The 12,706-nt window shown below is 61.0% G+C and carries 9 protein-coding genes; 3 read left to right on the top strand and 6 right to left on the bottom strand.

Annotated elements, in window-relative coordinates; all coding sequences use genetic code 11:
- Positions 1-6: 6 nt before the first annotated feature.
- The gene (locus FNU79_RS03515) at positions 7-849 is read left to right on the top strand and encodes a MurR/RpiR family transcriptional regulator (RefSeq protein ID WP_143719516.1); all 843 of its coding nucleotides are present in this window, start codon (positions 7-9) and stop codon (positions 847-849) included.
- A gap of 149 nt (positions 850-998) precedes the next feature.
- Here FNU79_RS03515 and FNU79_RS03520 read toward each other — a convergent pair whose 3' ends face one another.
- The 6 genes from FNU79_RS03520 to FNU79_RS03545 all read right to left on the bottom strand — a co-directional run bounded on the left by FNU79_RS03520 (position 999) and on the right by FNU79_RS03545 (position 10,302).
- Positions 999-3,458 (bottom strand): glycoside hydrolase family 3 C-terminal domain-containing protein, encoded by a 2,460-nt coding sequence (locus FNU79_RS03520; RefSeq protein WP_143719517.1) that lies wholly within the window; start codon positions 3,456-3,458, stop codon positions 999-1,001.
- 111 nt (positions 3,459-3,569) lie between these two features.
- The gene (locus tag FNU79_RS03525; RefSeq protein ID WP_143719518.1) at positions 3,570-4,625 is read right to left on the bottom strand and encodes an ABC transporter ATP-binding protein; all 1,056 of its coding nucleotides are present in this window, start codon (positions 4,623-4,625) and stop codon (positions 3,570-3,572) included.
- Complete coding sequence (locus FNU79_RS03530; protein ID WP_143719519.1) at positions 4,606-6,567, bottom strand: dipeptide/oligopeptide/nickel ABC transporter permease/ATP-binding protein; 1,962 nt, start codon at positions 6,565-6,567, stop codon at positions 4,606-4,608. The genes FNU79_RS03525 and FNU79_RS03530 overlap by 20 nt, the downstream gene beginning before the upstream one ends.
- Positions 6,568-6,595: 28 nt before the next feature.
- Positions 6,596-7,582, bottom strand: a complete 987-nt coding sequence (locus FNU79_RS03535; RefSeq protein WP_143719520.1) for an ABC transporter permease — start codon at positions 7,580-7,582, stop codon at positions 6,596-6,598.
- A gap of 334 nt (positions 7,583-7,916) precedes the next feature.
- Positions 7,917-9,173: a beta-N-acetylglucosaminidase domain-containing protein gene (locus FNU79_RS03540; RefSeq protein ID WP_143719521.1), complete on the bottom strand. Its 1,257-nt coding sequence runs from the start codon at positions 9,171-9,173 to the stop codon at positions 7,917-7,919.
- Positions 9,174-9,321: 148 nt separating this feature from the next.
- Positions 9,322-10,302, bottom strand: coding sequence for a tyrosine-type recombinase/integrase (locus FNU79_RS03545; RefSeq protein ID WP_225429853.1), 981 nt, complete (start codon positions 10,300-10,302; stop codon positions 9,322-9,324).
- A 181-nt stretch (positions 10,303-10,483) separates the two neighbouring features.
- Between FNU79_RS03545 and FNU79_RS03550 the strand changes: the two genes are divergently transcribed.
- Together FNU79_RS03550 and FNU79_RS03555 are read left to right on the top strand one after the other, a co-directional pair.
- Entirely contained in the window at positions 10,484-11,617 is a 1,134-nt protein-coding gene (locus FNU79_RS03550) for a PQQ-dependent sugar dehydrogenase (RefSeq protein WP_143719522.1), read from the top strand.
- 175 nt (positions 11,618-11,792) lie between these two features.
- On the top strand, positions 11,793-12,566 hold the full coding sequence (locus tag FNU79_RS03555) for a DUF1175 family protein (RefSeq protein ID WP_143719523.1): 774 nt from the start codon (positions 11,793-11,795) through the stop codon (positions 12,564-12,566).
- Positions 12,567-12,706 lie beyond the last annotated feature (140 nt).

Consider the following 12,706-nt stretch of genomic DNA (forward strand, 5'->3'; position numbering starts at 1 on the left):
GATGCCATGACAAGCCTTGCCAGCGCTCCAATGGGTTCGGCGGTCGAGCGCCTCCGTGCCGGAGTAGAGGAGCTGAGCCAGCGGGATCAGCGCGTCGCCCGCTTTTGTATTGACCACGCCGAGGAAGTGCCGTTTTTGAGTGCGGGTGAATTGGCCGGGCGCTTGGGCATCAGCGGCGCGGCCATCACCCGTTTTAGCCAGCGGGTCGGCTACGACGGCTATCCGCACTTCCAAAAGACGGTGCGCCATGACCTCCGGGCCACCCTCGGCCTCAAACAGCCGGGGCCTCAAAACGCCGTCGTCGCTGATTTTTGGGCCAGCGAACGCGCCAATCTGGAGAATCTTGCGGCGCTGCCAGAGCAGCAACTGCTCCTTTTCGCGCAGGCCATCGCGCAGGCCCGCCGGGTCTGGATCGTGGGTGCCCGCTCCTCATACGGTCTGGCGCTGATGGCCGAAGCGCTGTTGTCTTCGTTTCGGCCACGCGTCGAAGCGCACTCCGCCGATCTGCTGCTCAGCCGCCCCGAGCAGTTCCTCGAACTGACGGCTGAAGACGCCGTGCTGGTCTACACCCTGCGGCGCTACAGCCGCGCCACCACCCAAGTCGTCACCGCCCTGCACGAGCGCGGTGTCACGGTGCTGCTGCTGACCGATCAGGGCGCTTCGCCGCTCGGTAAGTTGGCCCGTCACTGCCTGCGCCTGCCCACCCAAGGTTCTGAAGCCGCCGCTTCGGTTGCGCCGTTTGTCAGCGTCACCTCGCTGATGATCGTGCTGGTTGCCAGAGCATGGAAGGGTGACCACTTCAAGCAAACCGAAGCCCTCAAAGCCGAGTTCGGCGTGTACGAATACTGACGGAGCAGGGGAGAGGATTCAAAGTTCGGCCCTGAATACAGATAAAAATAGGGGAGAAATCGGAGCGCAACTGCTCCGATTTCTCCCCTCAGTATTTGGGATAGTCCCCCAAGCCGTTTGATCTGGCCGCGCCCCGGACGGCCACCCAGTTAGGGCTGGGCGCTCCAGTCCTTACTCAATTTCAGCTTCAGCTTGATCGGCAACTCGGCGCTGCTCTGGCCCAACAAAATCTCGAAGTCGCCCGCTTCGGCCACCCAAGCGTTTTGAGTGTCGTCAAAGTAGGCCAGCGAGCGCATATCCAGCTTCAGCGTCACGGTTTGGCTTTCGCCTGCGGGCAAGCTAACTTTGGCAAATCCTTTGAGTTCCTTGCTGGGCCGCTCCAAGCTGGCGGCGACATCACGCAGGTAGAGCTGCACCACCGTTTGCCCAGAGCGCTCTCCGGTGTTGCGAACCGTCACGCTGACGCTGACAGACTCACCCGGCTCAAGCTGCTCGGCGCTTAGGGCCGCGTCCGAGAGTTCAAAGGTCGTGTAGCTCAGCCCGGAGCCAAAGGCAAACAGCGGCGTCGTGCCCGCTTTGTCGGCGTGGCGGTAGCCGATAAACAGCCCTTCCTGGTAGTCCACGTGGCCGTTTTCGCCAGGATACTGCAAGTCCGGCGTTTCAGGATGGGTCGGGTCGTCGCTGAGGCGGGCCACAAACGTTTGCGGCAATCGCCCGCCCGGATCGGCTATTCCCAGCAGCACGTCGGCGAAGGCGTGCCCGGCTTCCTGACCGGGAAACCAGCCTTGCAGCAGGGCGGGCACGGCGTCCAGCCAGGGCATCAAAACGGGCCCGCCGGTTTGCAGCAGCACCACCGTGCGCGGGTTAGCGGCCAGCACGGCGCTGATGAGTTCGTTTTGCTGACCCGGCAAGTCCAGCCCCCAGCGGTCTACGCCCTCGGTTTCCCACTCGCCAGTGGTGCCGACACACACCACCGCGTACTCGGCCTCGCCCGCAATCCGGACGGCCTTGGCAAAAGCTGTTTCCGGCAGTGGGGCGCGGAACCCCAGCCGCACGGCGCTAAAAGAAGCGACGCTGTTCTCGGCTGCTTTGGGGCTAAATTCGATGACCGCACGGTGCTCGCCCGCGCTCAGAAAACGGCTGGCCCGCACCTCGTCGCTGCCCATCGTGAAATAGGTGTCGCCCGCTTGCCAGTTCGTCCAGTTGTCGATGACTTCCTCGCCGTTCACACTCAGTCGGCTCAGGCCCGCGCTGTAAAGACTCAGATCGTAGTCACCCGCATCTGGGGCGTTCAGGGTCAGGTTCAGGCGAACGTGCAGCGAGTCGGCGCTGACGCCTTCAGGCAAAGCAAACCACATCACTTCGCTGCCCCGTCTTTGCTCGGTGGCAATGACCTGACCGTCCGCGCTGAGATACTCAAGCTCAATCGCCGCGTCCAGCGCGGGCAAAAAGCGGGCATTGTCGCAGCCTACGGCGTAAGTCACCTTGTTCTGGCCCAGCGCCGCCCTCAAGCCTTCCAGCGGTGAGACTTCGCGGTGGGCTTGCATCTGGGCGCTGCCGCCGCCCATCACCTGCGCCTGCGCGGCATTCGGGCCGATCACGGCGACAGTCGCGCCCGCTGGCAGCGGCAAGAGACCATCCGTATTTTTGAGCAAAACGGTGCCCTCTGCTCCGGCGCGGCGAATCAGGGCGCGGGTGTCCGGGCGCTCCTCGCCTTTCTCAGCGGCTTCGCTCACGTCGCGGGGGTGGGCGAAAGTTCCAGTGCGCTCAATGAGGCGCAAGACTTCGCCCGCTGCCCTGTGCACCGCTTGACGGGTGATGGGGTCATTTTGGGCTTCTTCTAGCAAATGGGTGCGGGCGCGGCTCGGCCCCGGCATTTCCAGATCGAGGCCCGCCCGCAGCGATTCGCCGGAGCTGTAAGTGCCGCCCCAATCCGACATGATCAGGCCGTCAAATCCCCACTCGTTACGCAAAATCTCACTCAGCAGGCGCGGAGACTCGCTGACATAGGTGCCGTTCACTTTGTTGTAACTGCTCATGATCGCCCACGGCTGGGCGTCTTTAACCACCATCTCAAAGGGCCGCAGGTACAACTCCCGCAGAGCGCGTTCGGGAATGTCGGAGCTGATGGAGTTGCGCTGATATTCCGATTCGTTGCCGACAAAGTGCTTGACGGTGGCCGACACGCCGCCGGATTGCAGCCCCTGCACGTAAGCGGTGGCGAGTTTGCCGGTCAGGAAGGGGTCTTCGGCGTAGCTCTCGAAGTTGCGGCCATTGAGGGTGGATCGGAATAAATTGATGGTCGGAGCCAGCAGCACGCCCGCACCTTTGTCGTGGGCTTCGCGGGCCAGCGAGACGCCCACCTCGCGCAGCAACTCCACGTTCCAGGTGCTGCCGAGCGAAATACCCACTGGAAACGCCGCCGTCGGCGTGCCGCCCACCAAAGCTCCGCCGCCGCGCACCCCAGCCGGACCGTCGCTGACTTTGAGGGCGGGAATGCTCAAGCGGGCAATGCCCACCGTGCGCCAAGCGTCGGCTCCGGCGAGCAAGCTGATCTGTTCGTCTAGGGTGAGTTGGTCTAAGAGGGTGCCGAGATCGGGGGTGGTCATGAAATACCTCTGAAGAATAAAGAAAAAGCTCAACCACTCGGAAGAATGGCCAAGCGCGAATGGTCGGTCTGCATGAAGAATCAAGCTCAAACGCCGGGCGTGTCTAGGTTGTCAGGATACAGCGGCGTCAGGACGCAGGAGCGGCTGCGCGGCCAGCGCCGGATCGTGCAAAATGCAGCGGGCCTGATGATCCGGCCCCACGTCGTACATCTTGGGTAGCCCGTCACGGCAAGCGGCGCGGGCGTGTGGGCATCTCGGCTCGAAGGGGCAGCCGGGCGGCAAGTTGGAGAGGTCGGGCACTTCGCCGCGTGTTTCCACTCTTTCGGGGTGCATGGCCTCGTCGGGCTTGGGCGCGGCGCTCCTGAGCAGTTGGGTATACGGATGCTGCGGCGCGTCGATCACCTGCGGAGACAGTCCGATTTCCACGATGTAGCCGGTGTACATCACTGACACCCTATCGGCCATATAGCGTGCGCCCGCCAGGTCATGCGTAATAAACAGCATACTCAAGCCTTCCTGATCTTTGAGATCGAGCAGCAGATTCATGATGTCGAGCCGGATGGACACGTCGAGCGCTGAGGTCGGCTCGTCGGCCAAAATCAGTTCGGGCCGGGCCGCCAGAGCGCGGGCGATCACCACGCGCTGGCGCTGCCCACCGGAAAGTTCGTGCGGTTTCTTGGCGGCCCAAGCTGCTCCCGGCGCGAGGCCCACCCGGTCAAGCAAGCTGTTGACCTGCGGCGAGACGTCTTTGCCCTTGGCGATCCCGTGAATGATCAGTGGCCGCGAGAGGATGTAGCCGATGGTGTTCAGTCCGTTGAGGCTGCCGTACGGGTCTTGAAAGATCATCTGAACGTGCTTGCGGAACTTGGTCAGCGCCGCGCCTTTAAGATTGTTGGGCACCGGCTGGCCGCTGAGTTTCATGCTGCCGCTGCTGGGTTCGTACAGGTGGGCAATCAAGCGGGCGATGGTGCTCTTGCCCGATCCCGATTCGCCCACCAAAGCCAGCACCTCGCCGCGCCCGATGCTGAGGCTGACATTGTTGACGGCGGTGACTTTCTTGCCGCCGCGCCCCACCGAAAAGACTTTGGTCAGGCCGCTCAGTTCAAGAGCGGGCACGCCGCCGACGTAAGGAGCGGGGAGATCCATCTCAGTCGCTGGCAAGGGCATGTTCCTCATCGTACATCGCGGGTTTGATGGCGGGCGAGTGTAGGAAGCAGGCGACGCGGTGGACAGGTTCGCCTTCTTTAGAAAGATTGACGTTGGCGGGCTTTTTTACGTCACAAGTGCCGGGAATATGCACGGTGCAGCGCTCATAAAAGGGGCAGCCGGGGGTGTCTTGCGCCAGCGAAGGCGGGCGGCCCGGAATGCCCCCGCGCCGCTCGCGCTGGCCTGACAGCGGCGGAAAGGCGGTCATCAAGCGCTGGGTGTAAGGATGCTTGGCGGCGGTGTAGATCTCCTGGGCTGGGGCTTCTTCCACCACCTCGCCCGCGTACATGATGGCGATGCGGTCACTCATCTCGACCAACAAGCTCAGATCATGGGTGATGAAAATAATGCTGATGCCCAGTCGGCGGCGCACCTCATTGATCTCCTGCAAAATCTGGCGCTGTACCACCACGTCGAGGGCGGTGGTCGGCTCGTCCATGACCACCAGCTTGGGCTCCAAGGCCAGCGCGATGGCGATGACGACCCGCTGTTTCATGCCGCCGGAAAGTTGGTGCGGAAAGGCGTCGAGGTAATCGGGCCGGATGCCGACCAGCTCGAACAGTTCTCTGGCGCGGGCTTCTAGCTTGGCTTTGTCGTGAACGCCGTGCGCCTGCATGGCGTCGTAGACCTGTTCCCGAATTTTAATGACCGGATTGAGGATGTTCATGGACGCCTGAAACACCAAGCTGTACTCCTTCCAACGGACGCGGCGCAGTTCTTCGGGCGTCAGCGAGAGCAGGTCTTGTCCTGAGAGCCGTGCCTCACCGCCAAAAACTGCGCCAGGAGCGTCGAGCAACCTGGTTGCGGCAAAGGCCAGCGTACTTTTGCCGCAGCCGGATTCGCCCGCCAGCCCCAGAAACTCGCCGGGAGCCACGTCCAGTGACACGTCGCGTACCGCCCGCACCGGGCCGCTGGGCGTCAGGTATCCGGCGTCGAGGTGCTGAATAGACAGCAGCGGGAGGGTGCTGGCGTCCACCACTTTGGCCACCGACTTGCGGCGCAGCACCTTGGTGGCCTTGCCCAGCTGGTTAGATTTGGGATTACTGATCTCGTCAACGCCGAAATTCAGGAAGGCGAAGGCCATGCCCAGAATTGAAATGCCCAGACCCGGAGCCGCCACCCACCACCACGCGCCCTGCAGCAGCGCGTTTTTGGCCTGCGCCCAGTAGAGCATGGTGCCCCAGGTGACTTTACTGACGTCCCCAATGCCGATAAACGACAGCGCCGCTTCACTGAGTACGGCGTAAAGAGCGGTGCCGAAGAAGTTGGCGGCGATGATGCCCGCCAGATTCGGCAGCATTTCTTTGAAGATGATGCGAGCCGGGCTTTCGCCAGTCGACACGGCGGCGTGAATAAAGTCGCGGTTGCGCAGCGTCAGTGCCTGCGATCTCAGCACCCGCGCTCCCCAGGGCCAGCCGGTCAGCGAGATGACCAAAATAATGGCCCAGATGCCCCCGCCGCGCAAAAAAGCGCTGACGATAATCAGCAGTGGCAGCCCCGGCAACACCAAAAAGACGTTGGTGATGGTGTTGATGACCTCACCTGTGCGGCCCCCGTAATACGCGGCGCTCAGCCCCAGCGCCGTGCCGATGGCCGTGGAGATGACCCCCGACGCGACGCCGATCAGCAGTGTCAGCCGAGCGCCGTAGAGCAGTTGGGTAAAGATGTCTTGGCCCAGCGCAGTGGTGCCGAGCAGGTGGCCTACGCCGGGCTTGATCCACGGATCGAAGGTGCCCCGACTCGGGTCGTAGCTGCTGATGAGTGGAGCCAGCAGCCCCAGCACCAGCATCACCAGGATGATGGTCGCGCCAGTGGTGGCACGCGGTGAGCGCCAAATTACACCGAGTGGGCCAGCCCGCAGCCACGCCAGCGGCGTCAGCCTAACAATCGGAATCGCGGTCATGTGTTTTTCCTGTTCACCGGGTTCTCCCTCATTCCTGGCCGTCCCGGACGCGGGGATCGAGCACGGCATACAGCATGTCCACGATAAAATTGGCGATCAGCACGGCGGCCGCGATCAGCAGGAAAATGGCCTGCATCAGTGGGTAATCCACGGCGGCCACCGCGCTGTAAAGGTAAAACCCCAGGCCCGGATAGCTGAAGACCGTCTCGACCAGAATTGAGCCGCCCACCACGAAGCCCAGCGCCATCCCGAAGCCGGTTAAGCTGGGCAGCAGGGCATTTTTGAGAACGTAACGGTTGACGATGCGGCCTTCGCTGAGGCCCTTGGCGCGGGCAAACGCCAGATAATCCTCGCCCATCACGCCCATCACGTTGTTGCGCATGGTCATCAGCCAGCCGCCCGCCGCCGTCACGATGATGGTGACGGCGGGAAGGGCGGCGTGGCGCAGCATCGAGCCCCACCATTTGGCCGTCCAAGCGTCCCCGATAAACGGATCTAAGTTGCCGCTGAGCGGAAAGACGCTCGATTTGAGGGCGAAGAGATACAGCAGCACCAGCCCCAACCAGAAATACGGCACCGAATTGAGAAACAGCGCCACCGGCGGCATCCAGTCGGCCAGCGGATGGCCGCGCTTCCAAGCGCTGTAAAGGCCCAGCCCGCTGCCCAGCAAAAAGGAGATGACGGTGGTCACGCCGATCAATCCAATCGTCCACGGCGCGGCCTGCGCCACCACGTCGATGACGGGCGTGGGAAACTGGCTCATCGAGCGGCCAAAATCCCCGCGCAGCAGATTGCCGAGGTAGTGAAAATACTGCGCGAAAATGTTGCCCTGATCGTTGAGGCCGTAAGCCAGCCGCAGCGCGTCGGCGGCAGCTGGGCTGAGCTGGCCCTGATACCTGGCCATCATTGCGCCCACCGGATCGCCGGGAACGAGGCGCGGCAAAATGAAATTGAGCGTGGCCGCAATCCACAGCGTCAGTACCAGTATCCCAAACTTGCGAAGCAGATAATTCATGGTTCGGCCTCCAACCGCAGCCCGCCTGGAGGACCGCAGCACAACAAACCTCCGCAAAAAATGGAAAGGAAACGCCGCCGCGTGACCGCTCTCCACTGCCGAGTGACGACGCGCTTTCTTGGGTGGGGAGTTGATGTTCAGCAGCATAATACGTCCGCCGACGTTGCCGCTAGCGTTGACGTCGTTATAAGTGTTTGGAACGTTGAAAAGGCCGCCGAAGGATGGAGTGGTTTAGAGGGGACAGCCGAGTACCCCCCAGGATGGCCGGTGTAGTCAGCCGCAACAGCACGGGGGAGGCCAGCGCAGCGCAAAGGGCAAACGGAATGGATGAACCTTAACTCAGCTCCCGCCCGCGCCCCAGCTCCAGCAGCTTGTCGGCCAACCCGCCCCGGTAAGGCCGCGCCGACGGGGCGTTGCCTGAGGCGGCGTCCTGGGCGTCCCGGATCAAGCGGGTAAGTTCTTCGTTGAGATCCACCAAGTAGGGGTGCAAATCAAACAGCAGCTCGCGGTTGCTGCCTTTTTCTAAAGCGCTGAGCAAGCGGCGGTAAGCGGCTCGCCCGGCTTGTAACTGGGCCAAAGCGTCGGCTTGGCCTGAGTCCAGAGTCAGTTGCTCGGCGGCTCTGAGCAGCATCTCCGCACGTGGCCCCAATCGGTGCGGCAAAAAGAGGGTGTCGGCCAAGAGGCGCAGGTCGCCCAGCTCGGCACCGGGGCCAAACTCCGGCAGCCAAGCTTTCAGTGCCCGCTCGCCCGATTCTTCGGCGTCCCACTCCGCGCCGCCCGCCGCGTAATCGGCCAAACTGTGCAGGCCCGCAAAATTCGGCTCGAAGGGGGTATTAGGATTTGACAAAATGCCCGAGACTTCGCCCCGCAGCTCTGGCAGTCTGCCGCCGTATGGCCCCAAGTGCAGGCGGTGAATGGTGTAATCGCTGACGTGTAAGTTGTCCCAAATCAGCGGCTTACGCCCCAACACTTGCGCCACTTCGCGCACCGACTCGGCGCTGATGTGCGGCGAGACGATCAGCGGCCCTGTCCACAGCACTTCGGTGCCGCCGTCTAAGCGGGCCACCTCGCGCAGATACGGCGACTCGGCCACCGAGGGCTGGGCCATCTCGCCGCAGTATTCGGTGGGGCAAAACAAAAACAGGCCGTCTATTCCCTGCGCCCGTAAATGCTGGCGAAGCGTGTGCGTGATGTCCACCTGCTCGGCGGCCTGCGCGGCCCGGTCGGCCTGATTAGGAATGTCGTCAAATAGCAGGGCAAAGTCGCGCACGCCCAAAGAAACCATGGAGTCCATTTTGCTCAGCAGCGCGGCCCGATCAGCTTCATCTTGCCAGTTGAGATCAAGGCCCGGAGCCAGCGCGTAGACAAAGTGCACGCCGCGCTGCTGGGCCGCCTTGACAAGTTCACCCAGCGAAAGCCGCTCGGTCTCGGGGTACGCCTCACGCCAGCGGGCACGGTGGTACAAATCATCTTTAGGTGCGTAGAGGTAAGTGTTCATGCTCCAGCCCTGCATCCAGCCGAGCAGCCGAGAGCGCTGAAACGCCGTCCAGGGGCGGCCATAAAAGCCTTCAATCACGCCGAGCAGTTGCATATTTGTTCCTCCTCAATAGCTTTGTCCACCTGCACTGTGACGCTTCTGAGAACCCCGTCCAACTCGGAGCGCTTCACGGAGTCTTAGTCTTAAATGCTAATAGCAGGCAATAAAGAATATATATAATAGTGGCCGATACATTCCCCTCTCACCAGTTCTCCAGCTCATTCTTAAGCCCCTCATCCGCCCATTTGGCATAAATCTCCGCCGTCGCCACCGAAGCGTGTCCTAGATGGCGAGCCACATCTTGCAGCGAACGCCCCGATTTTACGAGGCGGGTGCCCGCGCTGTGACGCAGAGCGTGAAGAGATAAAAAAGGAACATTCGTCCGCAAGCAAATGCGGCGCAGACGTAAACGAGCCGCTTCAGGTGTACCGCCAACAACAAAAAGGTCAGCCGATTCGACTCGCCGCTCCAAGAGGGCCCGCTTGAGTGAAGCCGAGAGACTGACCCAACGCCGCTTATTGCCCTTGCCCAGTACCTGTAAGCGACTGGCTTCAAGTTCTACATCACTCCATTTGAGCTTGACCATCTCTGAAGCCCGCAGTCCAGCATGTGCACCGAGGAGAACGGTCACACGGTGTCGAGCGTCGCCGGTTTGCAGCAGCACTTCGATGGTAAGTTGCGGGTACGGAAAGCGTTTATCCCAGCGGGCCACTTGATCGGCCTTGACCTTCACATCGCGGAAAGGGTCGGCGTCAGTGGCATCCGCCCAGCGCAGCGCCCGGTATAAAGCCCGCGCTCCAGCCAAGTAAACATTGACCGAGGAAGTAGACAGCGGGCGCGGCCCAGACGCTGGCGCGGGGCGGCTGGTTCCCAACTTGGCGTCCGCTTTAGTTTTACGCTCCCGCTCAAGCACCAACAATCCGGCTTCGAGTTCACGGGCAAACAATGAGCCTTGATCAGCTTTAGGGCGCAGCAACCCCACCGCGTGCCGTTCAGTGAACAGCAGCCAGAAACGCAGGCCATTGCGGTAAGTTCGCAGGGTGTGGCGACTGCCTTGGGTGCTGTGCAAAGTGTGATGGGCCACCGTCAGTGACCATAGGCTCACCAGATCGCGGTCACGGGCAGCCCGCACCGCGTCGCGGCGACGCTGCTCCGGCTCCAGCCACAGCCGAGCCTGACTCAACGGCCCAGTTTCCAATAACACCAGACTGAAAGATGAAGAAGAACGATCTGCTTGAAGTTCAGGCCAGAGATCAGGATCACTCATTGCTTTTGATAATAACACTTATCAAAAGCATGGAAAGCACAGACGAAGGTATTTCCCGAAACCGACATCTAATCCCCAAGCTGTCAAGCTGGGTAGAATGAATAAACAAACCTCGTACTGGCAGCGCGGCTGTCTTCTGGTCGCCGCACTCGCTGCCGCATCAGCCTTGGCACAGAACGGTAGTCAAGTCCAACTTCTCAAAGTCGGCAGCGGATTTGAGCGCCCCACCAGTATCACCAACGCTGCGGACGGTTCAGGGCGGCTGTTCGTGGTTGAACAAGGTGGACTGGTGAAGGTGCTGCGCGGCACTCAAGTCGAAGCGCAACCTTTCTTAGACGTACGCAGCTTGACCCGTGCAGGCGGTGAGCGCGGCCTACTGGGACTGGCTTTCGATCCCAAATTTAGTCAGAACGGCAGACTTTTCGTGGACTACACCAACCTCAACGGCGACACTGTTATTGCGCGGTATACCGCCGTGAGTGGCAAAGTGAGTCCCGCTTCAGCCAAAGTGCTGCTCACCATCAAGCAACCGTACAGTAATCACAACGGCGGGCAGCTCGCCTTTGGACCAGACGGCTTTCTCTACATTGGCATGGGCGACGGCGGCAGCGGCGGCGATCCACAGAACAATGCCCAGAATTTGGGAAGTCTACTCGGCAAACTCTTGCGGCTGGACGTGCGCGGTGGAAGCTACACCGTTCCTAAAGACAATCCATTTGTCAACACAGCTGGAGCACGCGGAGAGATTTTTGCTTACGGGCTGCGCAATCCTTGGCGCTTCAGCTTCAGCTCGGCCGGATTACTGATCGCCGATGTGGGCCAAAATAAATACGAAGAAATCAACTTTCTTCCAAAAGGCAGTGCGGGCGGTGAGAATTACGGCTGGCGTTTGAAGGAAGCTGCCGCTTGTTATCAGCCCGCTTCCAACTGCAACTCAGCCAAAACGAAGTTACAAGACCCTATCCTGAGTTATGACCACACCCAGGGCAACTCGGTAACGGGCGGTTATGTTTACCGGGGCCAAGTTTTACCAGCCCTGCGCGGTCAGTATATCTATGGCGATTTTGGCAGCGGCACCATCTGGGCCGCCGCACCAAGCGGCGCAAAGTGGAAGACCAACAAAGTGCTGGACACCGAATTGAGCATCGCGACTTTTGGTGAGAGCGAGGCAGGTGAGTTGTATTTGGCCGATTACGGATCAGGAACGGTCTACCAGTTTGTGGCGAAGTGAAAGGGAAAAACGGGTACGGTGGATGGTGATCTAGAAAGCTTTACGGGATAAGGAAGGGCCGTGCGTACCGTTAGGCGTACGTTTATATATATTCTAACCAATACGGCTTCACCACTGCACTATCTCGCAAAGCCAGACAGCCGCCGCTGGCCGAGCAAAAAGGCATAATGGCCGGGTGATTCAGCGTCTGCGGGACCAACTTTGGCCGATGTGTTGGCTCGGTTTACTGCTCGGTTTGGGCGGCTGGGTCAGTGCTGCCGACCCCATTTTTACCGGTACAGCGCCGCTTTCCGTGAGCAGCGTGGCCGACTCTGACCGCGACGGTTACCCTGACGCCGCCGAACTGGTGGGCCAAGACCGTGAGCGCTTCGCCGATTGGTTTGCCTCCATTGCCCAGAGCCAGTATTACGGCATGAACAAAGACTGGCTGCCCGCTGACCGCGACTGCGGCGGGCTGCTGCGCTACGCTTTTATCAATGCCCTGATGCCACACAACGCCGCGTGGCGCTCCAAATTCAAGTTTTTGCCGCGTCCCCAATCAGGCGACGTGCAGGCTTTCGGGTACCCACTGCCGATCATCAGCCGCTCGGTGTTCCGCACAGCGGGCGGGGCTTATCAGGTGGGCGACATCGAGGCGGGCAAGCTGGTCGGGCGCACGGGGGTGCAGTACCTCGCAAACTATTCGATGGTCAGGGTTTCTCGGGAGATGGCGGCGGCCAAACGCGGCGACCTGCTGATTTTTATTCGGCCTGACTTGCGCTCGTATCACAGCATGGTGTACTTGGGCGGCGGCAACGTCGTCTACCACACCGGGGCCAGCCCAGCCGAGGGCGGCGAGGTGCGGCTGCTGACCGTACAGAGCTTGCTGAGATACGCCGAGCGGGCCTTTCATCCGGCCAGCAGCAATCCCAACTTTCTGGGCGTCTACCGCTGGAAGATTTTGAATTAACGCAGTGATGTGAGTGAGCGCAGCAAGCGAACTCTCACGCCCCCATAAAATAAAGATGTGAGATAAAGACTTGCTTAAGAATGCGGCGCAAGACACGCTTGGCTTACACTGGGCAAAAGCACTTCACACCGCTCAAAGGG

Source organism: Deinococcus detaillensis, from assembly GCF_007280555.1.
In the GTDB taxonomy this organism is placed as follows: domain Bacteria; phylum Deinococcota; class Deinococci; order Deinococcales; family Deinococcaceae; genus Deinococcus; species Deinococcus detaillensis.

What these genes read in the sequence shown, in the direction of transcription:
- FNU79_RS03540 (WP_143719521.1), bottom strand. Translation starts at nt 9,173, where the DNA reads ATGCAACTGCTCGGCGTGATTGAAGGCTTTTATGGCCGCCCCTGGACG.
- FNU79_RS03535 (WP_143719520.1), bottom strand. Translation starts at nt 7,582, where the DNA reads ATGAATTATCTGCTTCGCAAGTTTGGGATACTGGTACTGACGCTGTGG.
- FNU79_RS03520 (WP_143719517.1), bottom strand. Translation starts at nt 3,458, where the DNA reads ATGACCACCCCCGATCTCGGCACCCTCTTAGACCAACTCACCCTAGAC.
- FNU79_RS03530 (WP_143719519.1), bottom strand. Translation starts at nt 6,567, where the DNA reads ATGACCGCGATTCCGATTGTTAGGCTGACGCCGCTGGCGTGGCTGCGG.
- FNU79_RS03525 (WP_143719518.1), bottom strand. Translation starts at nt 4,625, where the DNA reads ATGCCCTTGCCAGCGACTGAGATGGATCTCCCCGCTCCTTACGTCGGC.
- FNU79_RS03550 (WP_143719522.1), top strand. Translation starts at nt 10,484, where the DNA reads ATGAATAAACAAACCTCGTACTGGCAGCGCGGCTGTCTTCTGGTCGCC.
- FNU79_RS03515 (WP_143719516.1), top strand. Translation starts at nt 7, where the DNA reads ATGACAAGCCTTGCCAGCGCTCCAATGGGTTCGGCGGTCGAGCGCCTC.